The following is a 25008-nucleotide window of genomic DNA, read 5'->3' as shown; positions in this document are numbered from 1 at the left end:
GCGCCCCTGATGATTGGTGAGGGTATTTTCCCGCCCTCGTGTGACAGCGCAATTCCCACAGGGGGAAGGATTCGGCCAACTTGGGTGCGCCAGACGGTCAATCGGCACGAAATGCGGCGCAAAGCCATCAGGCAAAGCCGAATTGCTCGCGGTACTGGCTCGGCGTCATGCCGATCCGCTCGCCGAACACCGTGCGCATATGCCTCGGGCTGCCGAAGCCGCTGCGGCTGGCCACCTGCTTGAGCGGCAGGTCGCTGCTTTCCAGCAACTTGCGCGCGTGGTCGATGCGCGCACTCTGCACGTACTGCATGGGCGTCATGCTGGTTTCGCGCTGGAAGGCGCGGGCGAAGTTGCGCGGGCTCATGGCCACCAGTTCGGCCAGGCGATTCACCGTCAGCGGTTCGTCGATGTGGTCCACCACATAGGCCTGGGCGCGGGCGATCACCGAGCCGTCGCGCACCACCGATACCAGCAGCGGGCCGAACGGGGTCTGCCCGCCCTGGCGCTTGAGCACCACCAACAGCACCTTGGCGACCTCCAGGGCGACGTCCTTGCCGTGGTCCTCGGCGACCACCGCCAGCGCCATGTCGATGCCGGCAGTAACGCCGCCGGAGGTGATCAGGTTACGGTCGATGACGTAGATGCGCTCGGCCTGCACCTGGGTGCGCGGGTACAACTGCGCCAGGCGCTCGAGGTAGTTCCAGTGGGTGGTGCAGCGGTAGCCATCGAGCAGCCCGGCGGCGCCCAGCAGGAAGGCGCCCGTGCACACCGCGCCATAGCGTTTGGCTGCGCGCGCCGCTACCGGCAACCAGGCGTTGAGCGCCTCGTTGTTGCCGTTGTAGGCGCCAGGACCGCCGGGCACCAGCAGCAGGTCCACACCCGCGAGCAACGCTTCCAGCGGCAGGTCGGCGCTCATTCTCAGGCCGCTGGAGGCGCGCACGCCCTCGGGCTTCGCCGCCACCGTCAGCAACCGGTAATGCCGCTCCGCCGGCAGGTAGCGGTTAGCCATGGAGAACACCTCCATCGGCCCCGTCACATCCAGCGCCAGCACATCGTCGTACAGCACCATGGCCACTGTTTTCATTCTTCTACTCGCACGCAAACGGGGCTTGGCGGTCTAGCGTGCCCCGGTATAGGAAAAAACCACTGTACCGATTCGCCGCACTGGCGAATCGCACGTTTGCATCATTCTGCGCCGGACGGGCCGAGCACACAGGTCCAATAAATGCCGCGCCGGCGAAACCATAGTTTGCCCATCGAAGCGCTCCACAGGCCCGTTGCAGAACTGCAAAGCCACCCTGCAAAGCTGTCTGTTCCGCGCCTCGCAGCGTTCGGCAAAGATATCTCCACGGTTCGCAGCCAAGTCCTGCGAAGCCCCAGAACGATCCAGCCGCCACTTCACTGATCCACGCAACCTACCAAGGAATCCAACCATGACCGCCATCGCCAAAGCCGTTCCCGGCAAGACCCTGCTCAACCCCACCGACCACACCCTGATCATGATCGACCACCAGTCGCAGATGTCCTTCGCGACCAAGTCCATCGACGCCGTGACCCTGCGCAACAACGCCGCCCTGGTGGCCAAGGCCGCCAAGGAATTCGACGTTTCCACCATCCTCACCACCGTCGCCGAGAAGAGCTTCTCCGGCCCGATCTTCGACGAGATAAAGTCGGTCTTCCCCGAGCACAACGTCATCGACCGCACCAGCATGAACACCTGGGAAGACCCGCGCATCGCCGTGGAAGTGAACAAGTTCGGCAAGCAGAAGATCGTCCTGGCCGGCCTCTGGACCTCCGTGTGCATCGTCGGCCCGGCGCTGTCGGCCATCGACCAGGGCTTTGAGGTCTACGTGATCACCGACGCCTGTGGCGATGTCTCCACCGAAGCCCATGAGATGGCCCTGCAACGAATGATCCAGCTCGGCGCCCGCCCGATGACCTCCCTGCAGTACCTGCTGGAACTGCAACGCGACTGGGCCCGTGGCGAGACCTACGATGCAACCGTGAAGACCTCCATCGAACACGGCGGCGCCTACGGCCTGGGCCTGATCTACGCCAAGACCATGTTCAACGCCAGCGAAGGCCACTGAGCCTGAGCAGCCGAAAGGGGCGGCATTGCCGCCCCTTTTTCATTCCCGGGATAAACACCATGCCGACCCACGACCGCTCCGGCGCGCTGGCGCTGCTGTTCATGCGCGTTGCCGCCGCCCTGCTTCTGCTCCAGGTACACGGGCTGCCCAAGCTGCTGCACTGGCAGAGCGAACTGCAGCACATCGAAGACCCGTTCGGCCTCGGCGCCACGCCGACCCTCGCGCTGGCGGTGTTCGCCGAAGTGCTTTGCCCGATCCTGCTGATCCTCGGCGTGTTCGCCCGCCTCGCCTGCCTCCCGGTAATCGCCGTGCTGCTGGTGGCGCTGGTATTCGTACACCCGCAGTGGTCGCTGGCTGAGGGCCAGTTTGCCTGGTGGATGCTGATACTCTTCACCGGCCTGGCGATTGCCGGTCCTGGCAGCTACCGCCTCACCCTGCCACGTACTGCTGTATTGCACACGGAGCCCTGACCGTGGCCCTGCCCCTGAGAAACGCCCTGTTCCCCTGTGCACTGGCGCTCGCCTGCATCCAGGCCCACGCCGCCGACTGGTCGCTGCTGTCGCGCAACTACTTCCTCGACAACGACTATCGCAGCCCCGGCCCCAACGGCCAGAGCCTGCGCCGAGAGTGGGCGCAGGGCTTCATCGGCAGATTCAGCAGCGACGTCACCCCCGGCACTATCGGCCTGGGCGTCGACGCCCACGCTTTCCTCGGCCTGAAGCTCGACGGCGGGCGCGGCCACGCGGGGACCGGTCTGCTGCCACTGAACAGCGACGGCCGCAGCGAGAACGAGTATTCCGACGCCGGCGCTGCGCTGCGCCTGGTGCATGAGAAGACATCCCTCGCGTGGGGCGAGATGGAAGTGGAAACCCCGGTGTTCGACACCGGCGACAAGCGCCTGCAACCCGAGTACGCCACCGGCTGGTTCCTCGACGACCGCAATCTGCCGGGGCTGCGCCTGCAGGCCGGGCGCTTCACTGCCTTCAAGAACCAGAACTCCAGCTCCAGCCACGGCGAGTTCGAAGGCTACGGCGCCAGCACCCGCTTCGGTGGCCTGAGCCTGGCCGGCGCCACCTGGAACGCATCCGACGCCAACTGGGGCGGCGCCCTCTACGCCAGCCAGCTGGACGACGTCTGGCATCAGGCCTACGCCAACCTCAACGGCCGCCTCGGTCGCTGGTCGGTGGACGCCAATCTGTACAGGACCGGCGACACCGGCAGTGCCCGCGCCGGGGATATCGACACCCTGGCCTGGAGCCTGCTGGGCAAAGTCGCCCTGGGCAGCCATGCGCTGAGCCTCGCCTATCAGAAGATCGACGGTGACACGCCGTTCGACTTCGTCGGCGGCGACTCCATCTACCTCGCCAACTCGATCAAGTACGCCGACTTCAACGGCCCCGGCGAACACTCCTGGCAGGCACGCTACCAGTGGGACGGCGCCAGTTCCGGCCTCGCCGGCCTGACCCTTTCCGCGCGCTATGTGCGCGGCAGCGGCATCGACGGCACCCACGCCCCTTGTGGCGGCGCCTACAACCCCATGGAAGGTGGCGCCTGCCAGCCCGCCTATGGCGATGGAGGCAAACACTGGGAGCGCGACCTCGATGTGCGCTACGTGGTGCAGTCCGGCCCGGCCAAGGACCTTGCACTGAGCGTCGCGCAGGTCTCGCACCGCGCCAACGACGCCCAGGGTGGCGCGGATATCGACCGTATCTATGTGATCGTCGAATACCCGCTCAAGGGCGTCTTCTGAACCGAGCCGACAGACATCCGAACCTGCTTCACGCCGGACATTCCCGGTGCGCGGCGTTCGCGAGCAAGCTCGCTCCTACACGCAGACCAACGCGCCGGCGTGGGTCAGCCACGCACAGGCTCACCGGCCTGCGGCGCCGCCTTGAACAGCAGCGCCAGTTCCATCAGCACGGCCAGCACGATGGCGCCCGCCGCTACTGCGAAGAGCAGCGCGTAGTGCCCGTGGCTGGCACTGAACAGCGCCGAGTAGGCGTAGCCAGCGATGGCCTGGAAGCTGGCGAAGGACACCGTCGCCCGGCTCCAGGTGGCGTTCTGCGCGGCGTGGCCAGGCACGAGCTGATGCACCCGCGCCAACGCCAGCGGCACGATGCCTGGCGGGAACGAACCGATCACCACGCTCGCCATGCCCAGCAGGCGCAGGTCAGCGGTTTCCAGCAGCAGGCCGAGGGCAAGGAATTGCGCCACCAGCACCAGCCGAAGCGCCGCCCTCGCGCCCAGATGGTCGGCGAGGAAGCCATACACCACCGGTCCGACGATGGCGCCAATGCCATAGAGCGTCCAGATCAGTGCGCCGCCGTGGGTACCGGCACTCAGTCCACGGGCCACGTAGTCCACCAGGAACATCATCGGCGCCACCAGTGCAGACGCCATCAGCGCGTACTGGGCGAACAGCACGTAGACGCCCGCCGAAGCACGCGCCCCCTCTGCCCTGTGCGCCTGGGCATGAGCGTGCTCCTGCGGCCAGCCGAACCAACTGCTCAGGCTGAGCACCAGGGCCAGCGCGCCGAGGCCCAGCCAGGTCTGCACCAACCCCAGAGCCAGCAGCAGCGGCACCAGCGTGCCGGAGGCGGCGATGCCCAGGCCGATGCCGAGGAAGATCGCCCCACTGGCCAAGCCGCGACGATTGGCGGCCACGTGCGGCAGGATCGTGCTGGCAGCCAGCACCATGATCACCCCGCCGGAAATCCCCGAGGCCAGTCGCCAGAAGAAGAACCACGCCTGGCTCAACGGCCAGGCGCAGGCGAAGAAAGACAGCGTGACCAGCAGCATCATGCCGCGCAGCACCGCGGCGCTCGACCAGCGCGCCGCCAGCGGGCGCCCGGCCAGCGCACCAACCAGGTAGCCGGCGAGATTGGCGGCGCCCAGGTAGACCACGGCGGACGCCGAGAACCAGCGCGCCTCGATCAGCGCCGGGATCAGCGGCGTATAGGCGAAACGCGCCAGGCCGATGCCGACCAGGCTGGCGCACAGGCCCGACCAGATCGGCAACCAGAGGGAGCCTCGGCTGGCGAGGCGGGAAGCATCGGTATTCATGACAACCCCTATCGCGCCGTCAGGGCGGCGCCGTTACGTGGTGATGGGGAGATCATAAAGTTGCGTTTCGATGCAGTAATGCAGCGAGTTTTCATGCCACCATTGCGTTTCTGCATCACGAGGTTTTCGCCATGATGAACTGGGACGATGCCCGCGTATTTCTCGCCCTGTGCCGCGAACAGACCCTGCGTGGCGCCGCCCGCGTGCTCGCGGTGGACCAGGCGACTGTAGGCCGACGCCTGGCGTCGCTGGAGCGCTCGCTGGAAGCGACGCTGTTCCTGCGCACCTCCGCCGGCTACAGCCTCACCGCCGCCGGCGAGATCGCCATGGCGGCGGCGCAAGCCATGGAGTCCTCCGCCGCCGAACTGCAACGGCAGATCCTCGGCATGGACGACCGCATGAGCGGCGTGGTGCGAGTCACCACCACAGACTCCTTCGCCGCCGACTACATCATCCCCGCCGTGGCCGCCCTGCACCGCGAGAAACCGGGAATCGAGGTGCAATTGCAGACCTCCACGCAGATGCTCAACCTGAGCAAGCGCGAGGCCGACATCGCCGTGCGCACGCACCAGCCCGAGAACCCCGACCTGATCGTGCGACGCGTGGCACGCTGGGGCAGCGGCCTGTTCGCCTCTGCGCAGTACATCGCATCACGCGGCGTGCCCGAGCCGGGAACCGCCTTCGCCGGGCACGACCTGGTGGTCTATCAGCCGTATCTGGATGCCGGCAAGGAAGTATTCCTGGCCTCCGAGCCGATCATCCACGGGCGCATCGCCATGAGCTGCACCTCCGGCTTCATGGTCCGCCGCGCGCTGGCTGCCGGCCTGGGCGTGGGCGAATTGCCGCTGCCGCTGGGCGATGCGGATGGGCTGGTGCGCCTGTGGCCGGAACGCGCGCCCCTGCCCTACGACGTGTGGCTGGTCACCCACAAGGATGTGCGCCACACGGCGCGGGTGCGCGCGGTGATCGACGCCATCGCGCAGGCGTTTGCCGCAACCGGGAGTTGAGGCTCTTTGCAGGAGCGAGCTCGCTCGCGAACCGCCCAACGGTATCCGCCGGCGCCTGGCAGGAGAAACATAGCGAAGATACCCCAGCGATCTGCGGAGCTCAGGGCACCGGCGCGCTCATGTACTCGACCATCCGCTCGCGCAGCCAGCGCTCGGCCGGGTCGTTGTCGTGGGCGGCGCTCCACACCAGCGACAGTTCCGCCGGCTTGATTTCCAGCGGCGGGTCCTCGGCGCGCAGGCAGCTGTCCTCCACCAGCGCGCAGGCCGCGTAGTCGGGGACAGTGGCAATCATCTCGGTATTGCGCAGCAGCGCGCGCAAGCTGCCGAACTGCGGTACGGCGAGGACCACGCGGCGGCGGCGATCGATGCGTTCCAGGTCAAGGTCGATGGCGCCGTTCAGGTCGCCGGAGAAGGACACCATCACGTGCGGCCGCGAGCAGTATTCGTCCAGGGTCAGCGGGCCGGGACGATCATCGCCGCGCAGTACCTTCACGCCGATATCGCGCAGCTTGCGTCGCTTGGCGTTGGCCGGCAGGTCGGTGGTGTAGCTGACCCCGGCGGTGATCTCACCGGAGGACAGCAACGCCGGCATCAGCAGGAAGTTGGCACGGCGCACCACCACGGTGATGTTCGGCGCTTCCTGTTGCAGTCGCGCGAGCAACGCCGGGAACAGGCCGAACTCGGCGTCGTCGGAAAGCCCCAGGCGGAAGATGTTGCAACTGCTCTCGGGCTCGAAGGTCTTGGCGCGGCTGACCGCGGCGGAGATCACGTCCATCGCCGGCCGCAGTTCCTCGAAGATGTGCAGCGCCCGGCTGGTGGGTTCCATGGCGCGACCGGCACGCACCAGCAGCGGGTCGTCGAAAAGGTCACGCAGGCGTGCCAGTGCGGCGCTGACGGTGGATTGGGTGATGAACAGCTTCTCGCCGACGCGGGTGAGGTTCCGCTCCAGCATCAGGGATTCGAAGATCACCAGCAGGTTCATGTCCAGGCGGCGCAAGTCGTTTCGGTTCATGGCTGGTCGCTCGGGGCTGTGGGTTGGGCATCTTTGCACAAGACGAGGGTCGCGCCAGTCGATCATGAAACAGGGTGTTTTTCTTGGACGCGTGTGCTCATTCGCGCGCCGTTTGGCTTAATCCGATTGAGCATCGGATCACCTTGATTTACCTTGAATTTTTTACATTCCGGAGCGGCATTTCAGCCGCCGATAAAAACCAGAAGAGAGACGCCATGCCCGCACCTGCCCACCAGGTAGCGACCATGCTCGCCCCCCAGACCCACCGCCTGGTCCAGCAGCTCATGGAGGAGCTGGAAAGCCAGGGCGACGGCCTCCACCAGGCCAGCCAGCGCCTTTGCCAGCACTTGCTGGAACACTACCGGATGCCCGAGCCCTGCAATGACGGACCGGATGCCTGCGAACGCCTCGCCCTCGCCCCCTGGCAGGAACGCAAGGCCAAGGACATCCTCGCCGGCAGCCTGCTCAGCCGTCTGTATATCGCCGATGTCGCCGAGCAATGCGGCATGTCGCGCAGCCATTTTTCCCGCGCATTCAAGCAGGCCACCGGGTTTGCGCCACGGGAATGGGCGCTGCGCCTGCGCATCGACCGCGCCCGCGAGCTGCTGGCCAGCGGCGACGCGCCGATCTCCCAGGTCAGCCAGGAATGTGGCTTCGCCGATCAGTCCCACTTCTGCCGCAGCTTCCGCAAGCTGGTGGGCTGCACGCCGAACCGCTGGCGGCAGGCCAGCCGGGTGGGCGGAACACGGGAACTGGAGCCACCGCTCCTACACATCCCACCGGCGTGAACGGGTTGTACCTGCAGCGGCAACCCGCGATTCAGCTTCGTTCAGGAAAGGTTCAGCCAGGATCGGTCGAACCTTGAGATATGACAGTCCTACAGCAATTTCCTACAGCTACGCTTCCCTGCAGTTAATCACCTTTCCCACTTGGCAGGAGCCGGGAGTCGAAGCATGACTGCACAGCAAACCACTGACGGCAAACCGCAAAGCACCGAACCGAAAAGCACCGGCTGGTACCGCAAGAGCGTCGACCAGACCATGGCCGATCTGCAGACCAGCGCGGAAGGCCTCTCCCCCGACGACGCCGAGGCGCGACTACTGCGCGTCGGTCCCAACGCACTGCCGGCCAAGGAGATCGACCCGCTCTGGTTGCGCTTCGCCCGGCACTTCAACGACGTGCTGATCTACATCCTCCTGGCCGCTGCGGTCGCCACCGCGCTGATGGGGCACTGGACCGACACCATCGTCATCCTGCTGGTGGCGGTGATCAACGCAGGCATCGGCTTCTTCCAGGAGAACAAGGCGGAGAAATCCCTTGCGGCCCTGCGCGGCATGCTCAGCAGCACCGCCCACGTGGTGCGCAACGGCAAGAAGATCGAACTGGACGCCAGCCAGCTGGTACCCGGCGACATCGTCATCCTGCGCCCTGGCGACAAGATTCCCGCCGACGTGCGCCTGTTCGACGTGCACCACCTGCAGGTCGAAGAGTCCATGCTCACCGGTGAGTCGCTCACCGTCGGCAAGCACGCCGACGCACTGGACAAGGAAGCGCTGCTGGCCGACCGCACCAACCTCGGCTTCTCCGGCACCAACGTCAGCGCCGGCAACGCCCGTGGCGTGGTAATCGAGACCGGCGGCAATACCGAACTGGGCCGCATCAACAAGCTGATCGCCAACGTCGACGAAAGCGAAACCCCGTTGCTGCGGCAGATCGCCGAGCTGGGCAAACGCATCTTCCAGCTGATCATCGGCATGATGGTGGCGCTGTTCATCATCGGCTTCTTCTGGCACGACTACCCCTTCGGCGAGCTGCTGCTGTCGCTGATCAGCCTGGCCGTGGCCTCGGTGCCCGAGGGCCTGCCGGCCATCGTCTCGATCATCCTGTCCCTGGGCGTGCAGCGCATGGCGCAGAACAAGGCGATCATCCGCAAGCTGCCGACCGTGGAAACCCTGGGCGCCATGAGCGTGATCTGCTCGGACAAGACCGGCACCCTGACCATGAACGAGATGACCGTGAAGAACGTGCTGCTCGCCAACGGCATCTATGCAGTGGAGGGCCAGAGCTACGAGCCCAAGGGCCGCATCACCTTCGGCAGCACCAGCGATGAACTGGACTGGTCGCAACACGCTGCGCTGCAAGCCTTCATCCGCGCGGTGGACATCTGCAACGACAGCAGCCTGCAACAGGGTGACGAAGGCCGCTGGGGCGTGGTCGGCGGCCCGACCGAGGGCGCGCTGAAAGTGCTGGCGCGCAAGGCGGACCTGCCGGAGATCGAGTTCCACAAGTTCGGCAAGATCCCCTTCGACTCCGCCTACAAGTACATGGCGCGGCGCTGCGATGTCGCCGGGCAGAACCTGATCTACCTTAAGGGCGCGCCCGACGTGCTGCTGCGCATGTGCCAACAGCAACTCGGCGCCAACGGCGTGGAGCCGCTGGACCGCGAGTACTGGGAGCGCGAGATGAGCTTCATCGCCGGGCAAGGCCTGCGCATGCTCGCCGCCGCCTACAAGCCGGTACAGCCCGATGACGGCGTGATCGACCATGAGGATGTGCAGGACGGCATGATCTTCCTCGGCGTCGCCGGCCTGCTCGACCCGCCGCGTCCCGAGGCCATCGAGGCCATCGCGCTGTGCAAGCGCGCCGGCATCCAGGTGAAGATGATCACCGGCGACCATCCGGACACCGCCGTCGCCATCGCCGGCATGCTCGGCATGGGCAACGACCTGCGCGCCATGACCGGCCAGGAACTGGAGCAGGCCGACGACACCCAGCTGAAATCCCTCGCCATGCAGTACTCGGTATTCGCCCGCACCAGCCCCGAGCACAAGCTGCGCCTGGTGCGCGCGCTGCAGGCCAACGAGGAAGTGGTCGGCATGACCGGCGACGGGGTCAACGACGCGCCAGCGCTGAAACAGGCCGATGTCGGCATCGCCATGGGCATCAAGGGCACCGAGGTGACCAAGGAAGCCGCCGACATGGTGCTCACCGACGACAACTTCTCCACCATTGCCGGCGCCGTGCGCGAGGGCCGCCGGGTCTACGACAACCTGAAGAAGACCGTGCTGTTCATCCTGCCGACCAACATGGCCCAGGGCCTGCTGATCGTCATGGCGATCCTCGCCGGCGCGGTGATTCCGCTGGCGCCGCTGCAGATCCTCTGGATGAACATGGCGACCTCCACCACCCTGTCCTTCGCCCTGGCCTTCGAGCCTGGCGAGCCGGGGATGATGCGCCGGCCGCCGCGCAACGCGAAGGAGTCGATTCTCAACGGCTTCGCCGTCTGGCGGGTGCTCTACGTGGGCGGCCTGCTCACCGCAGCGGCCTTCCTGCTGGAAGCCTGGATGGTCAGCAACGGCCAGGACACCGACCACATCCGCACCATGATCCTGCACACCCTGGTCACCGCACAGTGGGCCTACCTGTTCAACTGCCGGCTGCAGGAAGAGTTCTCGCTGAACATGGCGCTGCTGCGTAACGGCGCGCTGCTCACCGTGACCCTGGCGCTGATCCTGCTGCAGTGCTTCGTGATCTACGTGCCCTTCATGCAGACCGCCTTCCACACCGTCGCCCTGCCCTTCAGCGGCTGGCTGATCTCGCTCGGCATCGGCATCGCAGTGTTCTTCGCAGTGGAGCTGGAGAAGCTGGTGATCCGCCGCTGGAAAGCCTCGCGCAGTTGATGCGCTTTTCGTAGGAGCGAGCTTGCTCGCGAACAACCCCAAAGCCCCTCCCTCGCCGGAGGGGCTCGTTGTTTGTGCCGAAAAGTTCGCGAGCAAGCTCGCTCCTACAGGTCGCTCAGCGCCAGCGGTCGAAACAGCGGCTCGCTGGCCAGCACCTTGATGCCTGTGGGAGAACTCTCCAGCAGGCGACGCTCACTGTCGGCCACCATCAGCTCCAGGCCGTAACCCAGCTCTCCCAGGCAACAGGCGATGCTGGCCACGGCCTCCTTCGCCCAGGGCAGATCGGAATCGAAATGGCCGAGCAACTGGCCATGGCGCTGGATGATCAGGCGGTACTTCTGCATGGAAGGCACTCACTGGGGAACGGGACAAGGAAGCCTTGGTGTCGAATCGAAACATTGACACAGCCTACCGTTATGACGGATTTTGTCCATATAGTTTTTGGTCGATACCATTTTCAAGTACGAGAATCTGTCATGAGCCTGCCCGCCATTTCCCTCGACTCCCTCCTCACTGGCCACGCGGTGCCTTTCACTCGCCCCGGTTCGCGCAGCGCCATCGCCAAGCAGCCTCGCCAGGTCACCCTGGCGGTGACGACGCTGGGCCTGGAAAGCGACGAGCAAGGCGACTTGCGCGTGCACGGCGGCGTGGAGAAAGCCATCCACCATTACCCCCGTGAGCACTACGCGGCTTGGGCCACCGAGTTGGGCGAACACCCGCTGCTCCGCGAGCCCGGCGCCTTCGGCGAGAACTTCAGCACCACCGGCTGGACGGAAGCCAACCTTTGCCTGGGCGACCGCATCCGCGCCGGCACGGCCTTGCTGGAGGTATCCCAGGGGCGCATGCCCTGCTGGAAGCTCAACGACCGCTTCGACGTCGCTCAGATGGCCCTGCGAGTGCAGGAATCCGGGCGCACTGGCTGGTATTACCGCGTGCTGGAAGAAGGTACGGTGGCCGCCGGGGCGATACTGGAACTGGTCGAGCGGCCCCATGCCGCGTGGACGCTGCAACGGCTCTGCGCCGTGTTGTTCGACAAGCGCATGGACGCCGATATCCTGCGCGAATGCCTGGAACTGCCGCTGCCGCCAAACTGGCGCCGCACGCTGTCGCGGCGCCTGGAGAGCGGCGCAGTGGAAGACTGGAGCCCGCGTCTGCAAGGCAGCCCGAAGGCCTGACTCAGGACTCCACCGCGCGCGCCGGGACCTCTGCCGGCGCACGGTGCAGGCCAATAGCCCAGAGCACGCCACCGGTCAGCAGGACAATGGCTAGCGCTTCCACCGGGCCGGGCAACCGCTGCTCGTTGATATAGGCATAGGCGCAGGCGAACAGCGTTTCGAAGACGATCAGCTGGCCACCGAGACTCATCGGCAGGCGGCGCGTCGCAGCGTTCCACAGGCCGTTGGCGACCCAGGAGCCGAACACGGCGAGGAACAGCGACACCCAGAGGAATACCATCCAGCGCTCCGACGAAATCCCCGTCGGGACCGCCTGCGGCGCGATCAGCATACCGACGCCAGCCAGTACCACAGCCATCACGCCGGTGACTACGCCGATCAGGGTCGACCACTCGTGGCTGTTGAAATGGCTTGCCTTCAGGTAGCGCGCATTGGCCGTGGCGTACCAGGACCAGCAGACTACCGCGGAGAAGCCGCAGACGATGCCGAGGATGCGCTCGCCCGGCGTACTGCCGGCGGCCATCAGCGCCGACGGATCGAGATTGATACAGAGGATGCCCAGCGCGACCAGCGCCAGCGGCATCTTCATCCGCGACAGCGGCAGCGAGTCCTGCTCCGAACGGCTGCGGTAGCTGATCGCCAGCGGCATGATGCCGTTGATCAGCGAGGCCGCCGCCACCCCGGCGAACTGCACCGCCGCCGAGAGCAATGCGAAGTACAGCAGGTTGCCGGCCAGGGACAGGCGAATCAGCATCGACAGGTCCTCGCGGCTGACCCGGCGCAGCAGGCCGAGGGCCACCGGCAAGGCGATCAGCAGCGAGATGGCCCCATACAGCGCGAAACGTACGGAACTGATCAGCAGCGGGTTGAACTCCGGCACCAGCGACGGAGCGAGAATCACCCCGCCCCAGATTGCCCCTGCCATGCCTGCGTAGACCACCCCGCGTTTCATTTCCCACAACCTCTGAAAAGCCCCAAAAGAGCCGCCACGGTAGCGGTTGTGGTAGGTTCTGACCAAGGATAAATCCGCACCAAGGCATTCCTGCCAGGAATGCCTCAGCCTTTTTACCGGAGAGCCGCCATCAGCCGCTACCTGCGCACCCTGCCACCTCTGGAAACCCTCATCACCTTCGAGGCCGTGGGCCGCTATGGCAGCTTCACCCAGGCTGCCACCGAACTGTTTCTCACCCAGAGTGCGGTGAGCAAACAGATGCGCGCGCTGGAAGACAGCCTCAAGGTGCCGCTGTTCGAGCGCAAGCCGCGCGGGGTCACCCTCACTGCCGCTGGCGCGGAGCTGCTGACTACCGTGGACATGCTCCTGGACCGCCTGCAACACAGCGTGCGGCGCATCCGCAACGTGCACCAGAGCAACGCCGTGTCGGTGCTGGCAACCCACGCGATGGCGCAGTTCTGGCTGTTTCCCAAGCTGATCGAGTTCAACAAGGCGCATCCCGGCATCGCCGTGCACGTGCATGCGATCAATGAGATGGACGAAGCCAGCCTGGTGGATTTCGACCTCGGCATCCTCTACGGCACCGGCGACTGGACCACGCTGAACAGCCGCTTCGTGCTGCCGGAAGTGGTCTACCCCGTCGCCCGGCCGGATTTCGACGCTTCCCGCATCACCACCCTCGACCAACTCGCCGCCGCCCCGCTGGTACAGCTGGACACCTCGGCCTGGAGCTGCCTGGACTGGCACGACTGGTTCGGTCACTTCGGCAAGGACTACCAGCCAGCGGAAAGCGACCCGGTGTTCAACCAGCTCACCCTCGCCTACCGCGCCGTGCAGCAGGGTATGGGCATCGGCCTGGCCTGGGGTTTCATGGCCGACGAAGCCGTGAGCAATGGCGAGATGCAACGGGTGACCGACCTGGCCATGGTCACCGAGCGCGGCGAATACCTCGTGTCCCTGCGCCACCGCCAGCTGTCACCGGCCGCGCAGCTATTCCATGACTGGTTGCTGGGATCACTGGGACTGGAGAAAACGACCGCGTAGCAACTCGACCACCTGCTCGATCGATGGCCCCTGCACCGCTGGCGGCACGGGGGCTTCGCCGAACTCGCGCCAGATGAACAGGCTCAGCTCGGCGCCATCAGTCTGGGTGGCGGCATCTTCGACATGGGCGAACTGGCTCAACGAGCGATAGCGTTCGTCAGCCCAGAACAGTTCCTCCACCCAGGCGTACACCGGGATGAAATGGAAGTGGATGGGGAATCCCGGCGAATGCCCAAAACGACCGATGTACAGCCATTTGGGTTGCAGGGCCTCTTCGAGGATGCACTGGACTTTCGCCATCAACACACCCATTTCCGCGAGCGCGGCGTCCGGCAGGTCGGCCAGGGACTCTACCGGCTGCCGAGACCCGAGCATCAGGTAGCCCGGCAAGGCGGACGCCAGATGGTGATTGAGCAGCCAATGCTCGGTCTGGTGGATGACGTGGGAGGAAGGAATCTGCATCGACTGGCGTCCAGCGCAAAACGGGTCGCCAGCCTAGCAGACTGAACCGGTGATACCGCTCTTGAGCGAGCCCTCAGGCGAGCGCGACCCAGCCGCGGAAGGCGAAGCCGACGTAGAAGACTTCGATACGGCTGAAACCGGCCTCCCAGAGCAACGCTTCGTCCTGCTCGGGGGTGAGGATGTTCAGGTGCGTATCCACAGCGCTGCGAGCCTGCTGCGCTGTGGCCGGTTCCATGCCCGCGCTGACAGCGAAATCCGCGTAGCGCGACAGCCAGCGCGCCCGCTCACCAGCGCCTTGCGGTACACACAAATGCGCCATGACGAAGGCCGCGCCGGGCTTGAGCCGAGAGTGGATCTCGCGCAGCACGCGCAGGCGCTCCGATTCAGGCAGAAAATGCAGGGTCAGCAGACAGGCGCCACCGTCGAAGGGGCCCGGCGCTGCGTCGTCGATGTAGCCCTGCAGCAGGTCGACTCGCCGGGCGTTCGGCCCGAGCATCTGCGCCGCCACCGCGAGCATCTCGGCGGAAGGATCGACGCCGGTGAAGCGCCACGCCGGCTGGGCTTCGGCGAAGGCGCGAAGCTCCATGCCGCCGCCCGCGCCAAGCACCAGCAGGTGGCCGTCGTGCGGCGCCTGCTCGGCCAGCAGGATCGCCGCCATGCGGTGCAGATCGAACAGACCGGGAACGAAGCGCGGCGGGTTTTCCGCGTAGCGCGCGGCGGCCTCGGGGTCGTGGAACGGGGCCATCAGTTCGGAGTGCTTCATGCAGATTCCTTTCCGGTCACTCGCTGGCTAACAGCTTCTTCAGCTCCCGCTCGCTCACGGCCTTGGCCATTGCGGTGAGGAACACCTTGAATAGCAGCCCGCAGAACATCGCCGTCAGCGCGATGGTGAAGAAGGTCGCCACCAGCCAGTCGACTGGCGCCCAGCCGCTGGCGATCACTACCGGACGGTAGACCAGGGTGCCGGCGATCACCACCCAGTGGCTGAAGCAGTAGAAGCACTGGAACAAATGGCCGACCTGCGGATGGATTCTCCAGGCCAGCGCGCGCAGGGGCGCAAAGAGTTCGGTCTGGGTGACGGTCATGGACAGCGCGGAGGCGGCAATCGCCAGGGCAAGACAGGTCCACAGCGCGCCGGCTAGCGGCGCGCTCAAGAGATCGATCATGGAAGGGTTCCTGTGAAGATGAGTCGGGGCTTCGAATCTCTCGTTACTTTTAAAGTAACTTGATTTGACACGCAGGGCCAACGCCGATCATCGACCGGCATTTCAGCCAGCAACCATCAGTGGTTTTTCGGGTAGAGCGCGGTGAAGCGTTCGGCGAGATCGGCCAGGGACACGGCACCCAGTCGCTCCAGGAGGATGGCGGTAGCCTGCTCCATGGCGTCCTGCAGTGCGGCGTTGACCACCTTTTCCACCAGGCAGTCCGGGTGCACGTTGTCGAAGCCCATGGCGAACAGGCGCTCGCTGCCCACGGCGCGGTAGACGTCCAGCAACGTCACCTGGGCCAGATCGCAGTCCAGCGTCCAGCCACCGCCGTGCCCCTTCTCCGAGCGCACGTAGCCGGCCTCGCGCAGGCCGCCCATGGTCCGCCGCACCACGGCCGGGTTGGTGCCGAGCATCTGGGCGATGCGCTCGGAGGTCACGGGCTGGTCGTCGCGGGCCATGTGCAGCAGCACGTGGAGCATGCGCGAAAGGCGGCTGTCGGTTCGCACGGCAGGGTCTCGAAAAAGAATGCGGCTGCATCATCGCACCCGCCCTGGCGCGGTTCAAACCCGTCTGCCACTGGCATTGCCGCGGGAATGGGCGACAATGGCGGTCATCCACCCTCTTCCGCCTCGCCGCGAGCCTCCCGACCATGAACGATCTGTCCATCCAGCTGGTGCAGACCGGCCCTGAACACCAGGACCTGATCCGCAACCTCTACCAGTACTACGCCTACGAGTCGTCGGACTGGGAAGATGAGGACGTGGAGGTCGACGGCCGTTTCTACATCCACGAGGAGCACCTGGCGCGCTACTGGAGCGAGCCGGAGTGGAGCGCCAACCTGATCCTCGCCGACGGCTTCATCGCCGGCTTCCTGTTGGTGGAGGGCAGCGAGCTGCCGGGTATCGACGCGCTGGAGCTGTCGGACCTTTTCGTGCTGAAGAAGTACCGTCGCATGGGGATTGGCCGCGCCCTGGCCAACCAGGTGCTGCTGGGCAACCCCGGTCCGTGGCTGGTGCGCTTCTATGCCCAGGACGAGGTGGCAGCGGCCTTCTGGAAGGCCGTGTTCGCCGATCTGCCACGCCCGGTGCAAAGCATCGAGCCGGGCGACGACCCGCAACTGGTGAGCTACCTGATCAGCCCGGCAACGCACTGAAAGCGCTGTACGCCAGGATCAGTCTTCTGTCATTTCCGATCATTGAGCCAGCCGCCGGCCCGGCCGTATCGTCCTGAATGAACAACAAGAACTCTCAGGAGGTATTCCCGTGACCGCACTGAACCTGCACCCCCACGCCGCTGCTTCGCTGGCCAGCTGGCACCAGATGGTGGCCGCCAAGAACCTGTCCAACCTGCCTCAACTGCTGGCATCCAACGCGGTGTTCCGCTCGCCCATGGCGCACTCGCCCTACCCCGGCGCGCCGGTGGTCTCGACCATCCTCAACACCGTGCTGCAGGTGTTCGAGAACTTCACCTACCACCGCGAGCTCGCCACCGGCGATGGCCTGAACGTGGTGCTGGAGTTCAGTGCGACGGTGAATGGCAAGGACCTCAAGGGCATCGACATGATCCGCTTCGACGAGAGCGGCAAGATCATCGAATTCGAGGTCATGGTCCGCCCGCTCAGCGGCCTGCAGGCCCTGGGCGAGGAAATGGGCCGCCGCCTGGCGCCCTACCTGGCGGCAGCCAAGGCGCAGACCGCCAAGAGCTGATTGCCCGCCACGGGGATTTCTGCTGGGATGAGCCATCACCCGTTTCAAGGAAATCCCCATGGCCTCCTATGAGGAACTCTTTTCCATCGGCGAGGGCTTCGACGCCTTCGTCGCCCACGGCCTGCCCGGCGAGATCGCCGGCGTGCGCAAGGTCCAGCAGTTGCTGGCCAAGCCCGGCACGGTCAGCGCCAACACCCTGCAGCGTATCGAGGCCATCCAGGGCCGCTACCGCCTGCTGATCGCCGGCGAGATGTGGTGCCCGGACTGCCAGATCAACGTCACCGTGATGGACCACCTGCAGCGCCTGCAACCGCGCGTGGAACTGGCGGTGATCACCAAGGGGCGCGCCGAAGATGACCTGCGCGAACGCATGGAGCTGGATCGCATCCTGATTCCGGTGGTGCTGGTGCTCGACAGCGACTTCCTGCCGGTGGGCCGCTTCATCGAACGGCCGCTGGACGTGGTGGCGGGTGGTGATGCGCTCAAGCCCGCCTACCGTGCGGGCGAGTATCTGGAGAGCACGCTGGGCGATCTGCTCGATCTGTTCGAGAGAGCCGAAGGCCGCGCCTGAGGCGCAAGGTGGTGAACCTGTAGGAGCGAGCCTGCTCGCGAACCGCCCAACGTCAGATACGCAGGGCGCATAACCTGGAACAGGTTATCCGCCGGCACTTCGCGGCGGATAACGCTGGCGCGTTATACGCCCTACGGGCTGAACCTGTAGGAGCGAGCTTGCTCGCGAACCGCCCCATACCGGAGTCACCGGCAGATTGTTCGCGAGCAAGCTCGCTCCTACAAACAACAAAAAAGCCCCGCGATGCGGGGCTTTTTATCGTTCAGGCCAGGCGGATCACATCGAGTACTTCACCGTGAACATCAGGTTGCGCGGCTCACCGTAGTTCAGGTTGCCGAAGCTGATGCCGCTGTAATAGTACTTGTCGAAGATGTTGTTGAAGTTCACCCGCGTGTCGATGTTCTCGTTGACCTTGTAGCCGAGCATGGCGTTGGTCACCGTGTAGCCCCCCTGCTGGAAGCCGGTGCTGGTGTCCTCGGTCTGGCTCTGGGTCACGAGGTTGCCCCCGACACGCCATTTGTGCAGTTCGCCCGGCAGGTTGTAGCTGGTGGCGAGCTTGAACAGGTGGCGCGGCTTGGTCGGGTCGAAGGGTTTGCCGACGTTATCCTCGTTGCTGTCGTGCTTGTACTTGGCGTCGACGTAGGTGTAACCCACCATGGCCTGCCAGTTCTCGGTCAGCGCGCCGCTCACTTCCATGTCCACGCCCTGGCTACGGACCTTGCCCGAGGCACGGGAGCAGTACATGGAGGTCGGCGAACTGGGGCACGGCGAGGGGCCACTGGTGTCGTCGGTGGCGCGGTTTTCCTGGTCGATCTGGAACAGCGCGATCTGAGTGTTCAGCGTGCCGCCGAAGTGCTCACCCTTCAGGCCAATCTCGTAGTTCTTGCCGGTGATCGGGTCGAGCAGACTGCCGCTGGCGTCGAAGTTGCTCTGCGGCTTGAAGATGTCGGTGTAGCTGGCATAGACCGAATACACATCGTTCAGGTCATAGACCACGCCGGCGTAACGGGTGACGTTGCGGGTGACCTTCTGGGTGCCAGTCTCGTTGTGCGGGTCGGCTTCGTACCAGTCCAGGCGGCCGCCGAGAATCACCTTGAGCGGGTCGGCGATGTTCAGGCGGGTGGTGACGTAGGCGCCCTTCTGCTCCTGGTCGAGCTTCATGCCCCACAGGTTCATGTCGATGTCCGGCTTGGCCACCGAGGACGGGTCCCATTTGGTCGGGTCGAACGGGGTGACCGGCGAGCCGTCCTTGTAGTACAGGTCGCCCCAGCCGCCGTGGCCATCGAAGCGCTCTTCGCGGTAGCTGCCGCCGAATACCAGTTCGTGCTCACGGCCGAAGGCCTGGAACGGCCCGTTGGCGAAGGCGTCGTAGCTCTGGTGGTCGTCGGTGTAGGAATACTGGCCCGGCCCCTGGATCATGGTCGGGCAGCCTTCGGTGTAGTAGCAGCTGTTGTACAGGCCCAGCATCTCGATGCGCGCCCACAGCTTGTCGGCGGCGACCTTCATCTGCCAGCCGTTGTCGAAACGGTGCACCACGTCGCCAAACAGGTGAGTGGTGGTGGTATCCCAGTAGGACCAGTCGGCGCCGTAGTAGTCGGAGCGCTTGAGGTCCAGGTGGCGACCGCCGAGCGGCGCCGGCAGGCCCACCCAGTTGTCGTTCTTGTTGTCGTTCTGGTAGGACGCACCCAGGGTCAGGGTGGTGTCCGGGTTCAGGTCCGCTTCGGTGATGCCGTAGAGCACACCGCGCTCGCCGCTGACCACATCCTGGAAGCTGTCACGGGTCTCATAGGCAGCCACCGCGCGACCGCGCAGGGTACCTTCGCTGTTCAGCGGGCCGGACACATCAACCTGGCTGCGATAGCGGTCCCAGGTGCCGGCGCTGCCTTCCAGGCTCATGTGGAAGTCCTGGGTCGGACGCTTGCGCACCATGTTGACGGCGGCGGCCGGGTTGCCCGCGCCCTGCATCAGGCCGGTGGCGCCGCGCACCACTTCGACGCGGTCGAACATCGCCAGATCGGCAGCGGAGATCACGTCCTGGGTGTAGGTAGAGATGCTGGTGGCCAGGCCGTCGTACATGATGTTGTCGACGTCAAAGCCGCGCGCGGCGTAGCTCACGCGGGCCGGGCCGTACTGTTGCACGGTCATGCCGGTGACGCCGCGGATCGCGTCGTCCAGGTCCTGCATGTTCTGGTCTTCCATCTGCTGGCGGGTGACCACGCTGACCGACTGCGGCGTCTCGCGGACGGTCATGTTCAGCTTGGTGGAAGTCTGCATCACGCCCGTGGTGTAGGAGCCGGTGCCTTCGGTAGTACCCGGCGCCACGCTGGCGGCGCCGACGATTTCGGTGGCGCCCAGGTCGACGCTGTCGTTGCCCGATACGCCGCGCGCGGTGCCGCTGACCTGTGCATTGTTGCCGTTGACCGTGCCTTGCAGGCCGCTATCCGCCAACAGTCGATCGAGTGCCTCACTCGGCTCCATGCTGCCCTTGAGTGCTGGCGCGCCAACCTTGGCGACCTGGGCACGATCATAGGAAATCCGCATTCCGGTGGCGGATTGCAGTTGCTCCAGGGACGCGGCCAGGGGCTGCTTGGGCAGGTCGATGGCCACGGGAGCGGCAACCGCGGAGAGAGCAAAGGTGGAGAGACTGAGCAGGAGAGCGCCCGAGGCTACATCTTTCATCTGCTGAAGGATCCTTCGGTACGAGGTTTGCGCTCTGTCGGCGCAATGACTCGGGTTGGCGAATGCCGGCGCGGTGGAACGCTGGCGGGGAGCCGAAGTGTATGCAGATGTAAATTCTTTGTAAATGCGAATTGTTTGTATCTTTAATCTTGCCAGTCCACCCTTCGCGACGCCGACGCCTCCTTCAAAAAGCCGCACCGTGGTTGGATACAGCGTAGGAGCAGACTCTTCCCGCGATGGTTTCGCCCAGTGCGCTGACCTTCGCGGCGAAACGATCGTGAGTCCGCTCCTACCTAAACGCCCTCCGCTCCTGGAATTACTTGATGTACCAACCCCACGGCTGGTCGCTGAGGTACTCAGTGACCTGCTTGGTCTCCAGGTAGTTGTCCAGGCCCCACACGCCCAGTTCGCGGCCGATGCCGCTCTGCTTGTAACCGCCCCACGGCGCCTGGGTGAAGGTCGGTTGCGAGCAGTTGACCCAGACGATGCCGGCGCGCAGGCCACGGCTCACTCGCTGGCAACGCGCCGGGTCGGCGGACATCACCGCCCCCGCCAAGCCGAACTGGCTGTCGTTGGCCAGGCGCAGTGCCTCGGCTTCGTCCTTGAAGCGACGCACGGCGAGCACCGGGCCGAAGATTTCCTCGCGCCACACGGCGCTTTCCAGCGGCGCGTCGATGAACACCGTCGGCTCGACGAACCAGCCCTTCTCGCGGTGTGCCGGGCGCTTGCCGCCGGTGACAAGTCTGGCGCCATCACGCACGCCAGCTTCGATGGCCTGCAGTACCTTGGCGTGTTGCCCGGCGCTGACCAGCGGGCCGAGCAGCACGCCCGGTTCCAGGCCGTTGCCGATGGTGATGCGACGGGCCTCCTCCACCAGGCGCTCGATCAGACGGTCGTGCAGGCCGTCCTGCACCAGCAGGCGCGAGGTGGCGCTGCACACCTGGCCCTGGTTCCAGAAAATACCAAAGAGAATCCATTCCACGGCCGCCTCGACATCCGCATCATCGAAGACGATGAATGCCGACTTGCCGCCCAGCTCCAGGCTGACGTTCTTGATGTCCTGGGCCGCCGCCTGCATGATCGCGCGCCCGGTCGGCACGCTGCCGGTGAAGGCCAGCTTGTCCACGCCCGGATGCGACGAGAGCGGGGAGCCGGCATCGCGGCCCAGGCCGGTTACCACGTTGAGCACGCCCTTCGGCAGGCCGACCGCATCCGCGGCGGCAGCCAGTTCCAGGGAGGTCAGCGGCGTCAGCTCCGAAGGCTTGAGTACGGCGGTGCAGCCTGCGGCGAGCGCCGGTGCGACCTTCCACGAGGCCATCAACAGCGGGTAGTTCCACGGGATGATCTGCCCGGCCACACCGACCGGCTCGCGCAGCACGCGGCAGGCAAAACGCTCGTCGGGCAGCGCGACCACTTCACCTTCGTCATTCAACCCTTCAGCCAGCTCGGCGTAATAGTCGAAGCAGCCGATGGCGTCGTCGATGTCCCACTGCGCCTCGGGCAGCGGCTTGCCGTTGTCCTGGACTTCCAGGCGCGCCAGGTCCTCGCGGCGGCCTCGCAGGTTGTCGGCAATGGCGCGCAGGTAACCGGCGCGCTCCTTGCCCGTGCTACGGCCCCACTCGCCTTCATCGAAAGCCCGGCGCGCGGACTGCACAGCGCGATCAACGTCCTCGCCGGTGGCAGCGGCAACTTCGGTCAGCACCGCTTCGCTGGAGGGTTCATACACCTCGAAGCGCCCGCCTTTCGCGGGTGCCTGCCACTGGCCGTCGATATAGAGCTGGTCGCGCATGCGAAGGTCTCCTGAGTTTGTTGGAATGCTTGTGGGGCGAGCATAGGGAAATGGCCGCTGGATTGATAACGCGGGCGCCCTGCATGCGGGCACGCGCGGAGCGGCCCCGAAACGTTGCTGGGGCTGCCTTGTAGGAGCGAGCTCGCTCGCGAACCGCCCAGTTGCGGAGCCGAGGGCAAGATCCGTTCGCGAGCAAGCTCGCTCCTACAGGCTGGCCTTCTGCTCCAGATAGGCCTTGGGCGACAGCCCCGTCTCCTCGCGGAAGCAGCGGTAGAAGGTCGACAGCGAGCGGAACCCGGCCGCCCGCGCCAGTTCGTCGATGCGCGTGACGCTGGTGGCGCCGTCCAGCTGGCCGAGCAGGTGGCGCAGGCGCAACTGGTTCAGGTACTGGTAGAAGCTCAGGCCCAGCACCTGGTTGAGAAAGTAGGAAATCTGGTTGCGCGTGTAGCCGGTGGCCGCCGCCACCTGGGGCATGTCCAGGTCGGGGTTGAGGAATGGCCGGTTCTGCTGGAAGTACTGCTGGATGTCGCCGCCCAGCTGGCTCAGCTGCCGCGCGGAAAGCCCCAGGCGGCTATCGGCCATGCGCGGTTGCGGCTCATTGGCAGGCTTTTGCGCCTGACCGACCAACGCGGCGTGCTCGTTGACCCGGATAATCCGACCATTGCGTACGGTGTAGGCCTCAGTGGTGCGGAACGACACCAGCCCCTGGGTGCCGCGCAAGGTCACCTGGTACTGCAGGAAAGCCGTGTCGCCATCCACCCGCAGACGGTCGGTGTAGACCTGCGACTCGTCTCCCGCCGCGGGCATGCTGGTCTGCAGGTATTCGCGCAGCTCGCCCGGCACAATCCGACGCCCCTGGAAGAAGTCGTTGTACTCCACTTGCGGGTCGAACAGCGCCATCAGCGCCTCGATGTCATGGCGCCGCCACGCCTGGTGATAGCGCATGACCACGGCGTGAGTAGCGGCGCTGGCCGGGTCGGGCTGATGGGTCGTGCCTTCGAGCGTGGCACTCCAGCCCTGTTCTTCGCTCATTGTTTTCCCCTGCCGGCCGAGGCCGGCTACTCCTGCTCCGGGCGTGCCCGCAAAAAGCGGCGGACCGTATGCCTGGCTCCCGGAAGCGATTACAAAACCCGGACGCGGCCCGAAGACCGCTCCTTCTTCCGACATTCTGCCGGAGTTTTCCGATGACATCCGCCCTTCTTGCGCACGCCACTCCCCGCCCTTTCTGGCTCGACACCCTCGATCCCGCTCCCGCCGCACCGGCGCTGGAAGCAGATCGCCGCTTCGACCTGGTAGTGGTCGGCGGCGGTTTCACCGGTCTCTGGACCGCCCTGCACGCCCGCCAGCGCTGGCCCGGCGCGAGCATCGCGGTGGTCGAGGCGCGCCGCTGCGGCGGTGAGGCCAGCGGGCGCAACGGCGGCTTCTGCGCACCGAGTATTTCCCACGGCGTAGGCAACGCCCTGCGCCGCTGGCCGGAAGAAGCCGAAACCCTGGTGCGCCTGGGGCGCCAGAACCTCGACGAGTTCGAGGCGGACCTGAAGCGCTTTGGCATGAGCGTGGAGTTCGAACGATGCGGCAAGCTGAGCGTCGCCATGCAGCCCTGGCAGGCCGATGGCCTGCGCGGCATGCAGCGTAACTACCAGCGTTTCGGCATTGACTGCGAATGGCTCGAAGGTGCGGAACTGGCGCAGAAACTGGACTCGCCACTGTACAAGGCCGGCGTGTTTGAGCCCAACTATGCGCTGCTCAATCCGGCGAAGATGGCCGCCGAGCTGCGTCGCGTGTGCCTGGAGCAAGGCGTTGAGCTGTACGAGAACACTCCCGTGCACGAGTTGCACCAGCGCGGCGACCGCCTGATGCTGCGCTGCGACCGTGGCGAACTGGAGGCCGGGCAGATAGCCCTGGCGACCAACATCGCAGCGCCGCTGCTCGGCCACCTGAATTCCAGCGTGATCCCGGTGTACGACTACTCCCTGGTCACCCAGCCGCTCACCGATGATCAGCTGCGCGCCATCGGCTGGGTCGACCGCTACGGCATTGCCGATGCCGGCAACCAGTTCCACTACCTGCGCAAGACTGCCGACAACCGCATTCTCTGGGCCGGCTTCGACGCCATCTACCACTTCGGCAGCCGCCGCGATGAAGCCCTGACCCAGCGCCCGGAAAGCTTCCAGCGCCTGGCCGAACAGTTCCGCGAAGCCTTCCCCCAACTCGGCCCGGTGGAGTTCAGCCATGCCTGGGGCGGCATCATCGACACATCCGCGCGCACCACACTGTTCACCGGCTGCGTGCTCGGCGGACGGGTTGCCTATGCACTGGGCTTCACCGGCCAGGGCGTGTCGGCCAGCCGCTTTGCCGCGCTGAACATGCTTGACCAACTGAGCGGCGAACGCACCGAACGCACCGAGCTGCGCATGACCTCGCAGAAGCCTTTCCCCTTCCCGCCCGAACCGCTGCGTTACCTCGGCGTACGCCTGGCCCAGCGCTCGCTGGCCAAGGAAGACCGCACCGGACGCCGCGACCTGCTGCTCAAGACCTTCGATGCCTTCGGCATCGGTTTCGATTCCTGA

The 25008-nt window shown here is 65.6% G+C and carries 24 protein-coding genes; 12 read left to right on the top strand and 12 right to left on the bottom strand.

Annotated elements, in window-relative coordinates:
• Nucleotides 1-127: 127 nt before the first annotated feature.
• Nucleotides 128-1084, bottom strand: a complete 957-nt coding sequence (locus ACNFH5_RS21515; protein WP_416749448.1) for a GlxA family transcriptional regulator — start codon at nt 1082-1084, stop codon at nt 128-130.
• A 349-nt stretch (nt 1085-1433) separates the two neighbouring features.
• On the opposite strand from ACNFH5_RS21515, the gene ACNFH5_RS21510 reads away from it, so the two are divergent.
• From ACNFH5_RS21510 to ACNFH5_RS21500, 3 genes are read left to right on the top strand one after another with little or no spacing between them, the layout of a single operon-like run.
• Entirely contained in the window at nt 1434-2090 is a 657-nt protein-coding gene (locus ACNFH5_RS21510) for a hydrolase (RefSeq protein ID WP_416749446.1), read from the top strand.
• 59 nt (nt 2091-2149) lie between these two features.
• The gene (locus tag ACNFH5_RS21505; RefSeq protein ID WP_416749444.1) at nt 2150-2560 is read left to right on the top strand and encodes a DoxX family protein; all 411 of its coding nucleotides are present in this window, start codon (nt 2150-2152) and stop codon (nt 2558-2560) included.
• Nucleotides 2561-2568: 8 nt separating this feature from the next.
• Nucleotides 2569-3840 (top strand): OprD family porin, encoded by a 1272-nt coding sequence (locus ACNFH5_RS21500; RefSeq protein ID WP_416749651.1) that lies wholly within the window; start codon nt 2569-2571, stop codon nt 3838-3840.
• Between the two features lie 104 nt (nt 3841-3944).
• Here the strand turns inward: ACNFH5_RS21500 and ACNFH5_RS21495 are convergent, their stop codons facing one another.
• Nucleotides 3945-5153, bottom strand: coding sequence for a YbfB/YjiJ family MFS transporter (locus tag ACNFH5_RS21495; RefSeq protein ID WP_416749442.1), 1209 nt, complete (start codon nt 5151-5153; stop codon nt 3945-3947).
• 134 nt (nt 5154-5287) lie between these two features.
• Between ACNFH5_RS21495 and ACNFH5_RS21490 the strand changes: the two genes are divergently transcribed.
• Nucleotides 5288-6160 (top strand): LysR family transcriptional regulator, encoded by an 873-nt coding sequence (locus ACNFH5_RS21490; protein WP_416749649.1) that lies wholly within the window; start codon nt 5288-5290, stop codon nt 6158-6160.
• 100 nt (nt 6161-6260) lie between these two features.
• Here ACNFH5_RS21490 and ACNFH5_RS21485 read toward each other — a convergent pair whose 3' ends face one another.
• Nucleotides 6261-7172 (bottom strand): LysR substrate-binding domain-containing protein, encoded by a 912-nt coding sequence (locus ACNFH5_RS21485; RefSeq protein ID WP_416749440.1) that lies wholly within the window; start codon nt 7170-7172, stop codon nt 6261-6263.
• Between the two features lie 215 nt (nt 7173-7387).
• Between ACNFH5_RS21485 and ACNFH5_RS21480 the strand changes: the two genes are divergently transcribed.
• Both ACNFH5_RS21480 and ACNFH5_RS21475 read left to right on the top strand, forming a co-directional pair.
• Nucleotides 7388-7960, top strand: coding sequence for a helix-turn-helix transcriptional regulator (locus tag ACNFH5_RS21480; RefSeq protein WP_416749438.1), 573 nt, complete (start codon nt 7388-7390; stop codon nt 7958-7960).
• Between the two features lie 165 nt (nt 7961-8125).
• Nucleotides 8126-10852 carry a cation-transporting P-type ATPase gene (locus tag ACNFH5_RS21475; RefSeq protein ID WP_416749436.1) on the top strand — a complete coding sequence of 909 codons (2727 nt, stop codon included), beginning with the start codon at nt 8126-8128 and terminating at the stop codon, nt 10850-10852.
• A gap of 104 nt (nt 10853-10956) precedes the next feature.
• On the opposite strand, the gene ACNFH5_RS21470 is transcribed toward ACNFH5_RS21475, so the two are convergent.
• Nucleotides 10957-11196 (bottom strand): cytoplasmic protein, encoded by a 240-nt coding sequence (locus ACNFH5_RS21470; protein ID WP_416749434.1) that lies wholly within the window; start codon nt 11194-11196, stop codon nt 10957-10959.
• A gap of 132 nt (nt 11197-11328) precedes the next feature.
• On the opposite strand from ACNFH5_RS21470, the gene ACNFH5_RS21465 reads away from it, so the two are divergent.
• Complete coding sequence (locus tag ACNFH5_RS21465; RefSeq protein ID WP_416749432.1) at nt 11329-12027, top strand: MOSC domain-containing protein; 699 nt, start codon at nt 11329-11331, stop codon at nt 12025-12027.
• A gap of 1 nt (nt 12028) precedes the next feature.
• On the opposite strand, the gene ACNFH5_RS21460 is transcribed toward ACNFH5_RS21465, so the two are convergent.
• The gene (locus ACNFH5_RS21460; RefSeq protein WP_416749430.1) at nt 12029-12979 is read right to left on the bottom strand and encodes a DMT family transporter; all 951 of its coding nucleotides are present in this window, start codon (nt 12977-12979) and stop codon (nt 12029-12031) included.
• A 99-nt stretch (nt 12980-13078) separates the two neighbouring features.
• Here ACNFH5_RS21460 and ACNFH5_RS21455 point away from each other — a divergent pair, with 99 nt between their 5' ends.
• Nucleotides 13079-14023 (top strand): LysR substrate-binding domain-containing protein, encoded by a 945-nt coding sequence (locus tag ACNFH5_RS21455; RefSeq protein WP_416749427.1) that lies wholly within the window; start codon nt 13079-13081, stop codon nt 14021-14023.
• On the opposite strand, the gene ACNFH5_RS21450 is transcribed toward ACNFH5_RS21455, so the two are convergent.
• The 4 genes from ACNFH5_RS21450 to ACNFH5_RS21435 form a co-directional block, all read right to left on the bottom strand.
• A complete protein-coding gene (locus tag ACNFH5_RS21450; protein WP_416749425.1) occupies nt 13994-14485 on the bottom strand; it encodes an HIT family protein in 492 nt (163 codons plus the stop codon). The genes ACNFH5_RS21455 and ACNFH5_RS21450 overlap by 30 nt on opposite strands.
• Before the next feature lie 73 nt (nt 14486-14558).
• Entirely contained in the window at nt 14559-15248 is a 690-nt protein-coding gene (locus ACNFH5_RS21445; protein WP_416749423.1) for a class I SAM-dependent methyltransferase, read from the bottom strand.
• Between the two features lie 16 nt (nt 15249-15264).
• The gene (locus tag ACNFH5_RS21440) at nt 15265-15651 is read right to left on the bottom strand and encodes a DUF1360 domain-containing protein (RefSeq protein ID WP_416749420.1); all 387 of its coding nucleotides are present in this window, start codon (nt 15649-15651) and stop codon (nt 15265-15267) included.
• A gap of 116 nt (nt 15652-15767) precedes the next feature.
• Complete coding sequence (locus ACNFH5_RS21435; protein WP_416749418.1) at nt 15768-16199, bottom strand: Rrf2 family transcriptional regulator; 432 nt, start codon at nt 16197-16199, stop codon at nt 15768-15770.
• Between the two features lie 143 nt (nt 16200-16342).
• On the opposite strand from ACNFH5_RS21435, the gene ACNFH5_RS21430 reads away from it, so the two are divergent.
• The 3 genes from ACNFH5_RS21430 (at nt 16343) to ACNFH5_RS21420 (ending at nt 17970) form a co-directional block, all read left to right on the top strand.
• The gene (locus ACNFH5_RS21430) at nt 16343-16846 is read left to right on the top strand and encodes a GNAT family N-acetyltransferase (RefSeq protein WP_045207254.1); all 504 of its coding nucleotides are present in this window, start codon (nt 16343-16345) and stop codon (nt 16844-16846) included.
• A 109-nt stretch (nt 16847-16955) separates the two neighbouring features.
• On the top strand, nt 16956-17399 hold the full coding sequence (locus ACNFH5_RS21425; RefSeq protein ID WP_416749416.1) for a nuclear transport factor 2 family protein: 444 nt from the start codon (nt 16956-16958) through the stop codon (nt 17397-17399).
• Nucleotides 17400-17457: 58 nt separating this feature from the next.
• A complete protein-coding gene (locus tag ACNFH5_RS21420; protein WP_416749414.1) occupies nt 17458-17970 on the top strand; it encodes a thioredoxin family protein in 513 nt (170 codons plus the stop codon).
• Nucleotides 17971-18246: 276 nt separating this feature from the next.
• Here ACNFH5_RS21420 and ACNFH5_RS21415 read toward each other — a convergent pair whose 3' ends face one another.
• From ACNFH5_RS21415 to ACNFH5_RS21405, 3 genes are all read right to left on the bottom strand, one after another.
• Nucleotides 18247-20649: a TonB-dependent siderophore receptor gene (locus ACNFH5_RS21415; RefSeq protein ID WP_416749412.1), complete on the bottom strand. Its 2403-nt coding sequence runs from the start codon at nt 20647-20649 to the stop codon at nt 18247-18249.
• 316 nt (nt 20650-20965) lie between these two features.
• Nucleotides 20966-22438 carry an aldehyde dehydrogenase family protein gene (locus ACNFH5_RS21410; protein ID WP_416749410.1) on the bottom strand — a complete coding sequence of 491 codons (1473 nt, stop codon included), beginning with the start codon at nt 22436-22438 and terminating at the stop codon, nt 20966-20968.
• 204 nt (nt 22439-22642) lie between these two features.
• Nucleotides 22643-23383, bottom strand: coding sequence for a helix-turn-helix domain-containing protein (locus ACNFH5_RS21405; protein WP_416749645.1), 741 nt, complete (start codon nt 23381-23383; stop codon nt 22643-22645).
• A gap of 239 nt (nt 23384-23622) precedes the next feature.
• On the opposite strand from ACNFH5_RS21405, the gene ACNFH5_RS21400 reads away from it, so the two are divergent.
• A complete protein-coding gene (locus ACNFH5_RS21400) occupies nt 23623-25008 on the top strand; it encodes an NAD(P)/FAD-dependent oxidoreductase (RefSeq protein WP_416749407.1) in 1386 nt (461 codons plus the stop codon).

Origin of the sequence: Pseudomonas sp. NY15435, from assembly GCF_048068295.1 — a bacterium.
Lineage (GTDB): Bacteria > Pseudomonadota > Gammaproteobacteria > Pseudomonadales > Pseudomonadaceae > Pseudomonas.
Note: the sequence above shows the minus strand (reverse complement) of the source record. Positions and strands in the feature narration are given on the sequence as shown.

Coding starts and splice junctions, on each gene's coding strand:
- ACNFH5_RS21515 (WP_416749448.1), bottom strand. CDS start 1,084: ATGAAAACAGTGGCCATGGTGCTGTACGACGATGTGCTGGCGCTGGAT.
- ACNFH5_RS21510 (WP_416749446.1), top strand. CDS start 1,434: ATGACCGCCATCGCCAAAGCCGTTCCCGGCAAGACCCTGCTCAACCCC.
- ACNFH5_RS21505 (WP_416749444.1), top strand. CDS start 2,150: ATGCCGACCCACGACCGCTCCGGCGCGCTGGCGCTGCTGTTCATGCGC.
- ACNFH5_RS21495 (WP_416749442.1), bottom strand. CDS start 5,153: ATGAATACCGATGCTTCCCGCCTCGCCAGCCGAGGCTCCCTCTGGTTG.
- ACNFH5_RS21490 (WP_416749649.1), top strand. CDS start 5,288: ATGAACTGGGACGATGCCCGCGTATTTCTCGCCCTGTGCCGCGAACAG.
- ACNFH5_RS21485 (WP_416749440.1), bottom strand. CDS start 7,172: ATGAACCGAAACGACTTGCGCCGCCTGGACATGAACCTGCTGGTGATC.
- ACNFH5_RS21480 (WP_416749438.1), top strand. CDS start 7,388: ATGCCCGCACCTGCCCACCAGGTAGCGACCATGCTCGCCCCCCAGACC.
- ACNFH5_RS21475 (WP_416749436.1), top strand. CDS start 8,126: ATGACTGCACAGCAAACCACTGACGGCAAACCGCAAAGCACCGAACCG.
- ACNFH5_RS21470 (WP_416749434.1), bottom strand. CDS start 11,196: ATGCAGAAGTACCGCCTGATCATCCAGCGCCATGGCCAGTTGCTCGGC.
- ACNFH5_RS21465 (WP_416749432.1), top strand. CDS start 11,329: ATGAGCCTGCCCGCCATTTCCCTCGACTCCCTCCTCACTGGCCACGCG.
- ACNFH5_RS21460 (WP_416749430.1), bottom strand. CDS start 12,979: ATGAAACGCGGGGTGGTCTACGCAGGCATGGCAGGGGCAATCTGGGGC.
- ACNFH5_RS21455 (WP_416749427.1), top strand. CDS start 13,079: ATGCCTCAGCCTTTTTACCGGAGAGCCGCCATCAGCCGCTACCTGCGC.
- ACNFH5_RS21450 (WP_416749425.1), bottom strand. CDS start 14,485: ATGCAGATTCCTTCCTCCCACGTCATCCACCAGACCGAGCATTGGCTG.
- ACNFH5_RS21445 (WP_416749423.1), bottom strand. CDS start 15,248: ATGAAGCACTCCGAACTGATGGCCCCGTTCCACGACCCCGAGGCCGCC.
- ACNFH5_RS21440 (WP_416749420.1), bottom strand. CDS start 15,651: ATGATCGATCTCTTGAGCGCGCCGCTAGCCGGCGCGCTGTGGACCTGT.
- ACNFH5_RS21430 (WP_045207254.1), top strand. CDS start 16,343: ATGAACGATCTGTCCATCCAGCTGGTGCAGACCGGCCCTGAACACCAG.
- ACNFH5_RS21420 (WP_416749414.1), top strand. CDS start 17,458: ATGGCCTCCTATGAGGAACTCTTTTCCATCGGCGAGGGCTTCGACGCC.
- ACNFH5_RS21415 (WP_416749412.1), bottom strand. CDS start 20,649: ATGAAAGATGTAGCCTCGGGCGCTCTCCTGCTCAGTCTCTCCACCTTT.
- ACNFH5_RS21410 (WP_416749410.1), bottom strand. CDS start 22,438: ATGCGCGACCAGCTCTATATCGACGGCCAGTGGCAGGCACCCGCGAAA.
- ACNFH5_RS21405 (WP_416749645.1), bottom strand. CDS start 23,383: ATGCGCTATCACCAGGCGTGGCGGCGCCATGACATCGAGGCGCTGATG.
- ACNFH5_RS21400 (WP_416749407.1), top strand. CDS start 23,623: ATGACATCCGCCCTTCTTGCGCACGCCACTCCCCGCCCTTTCTGGCTC.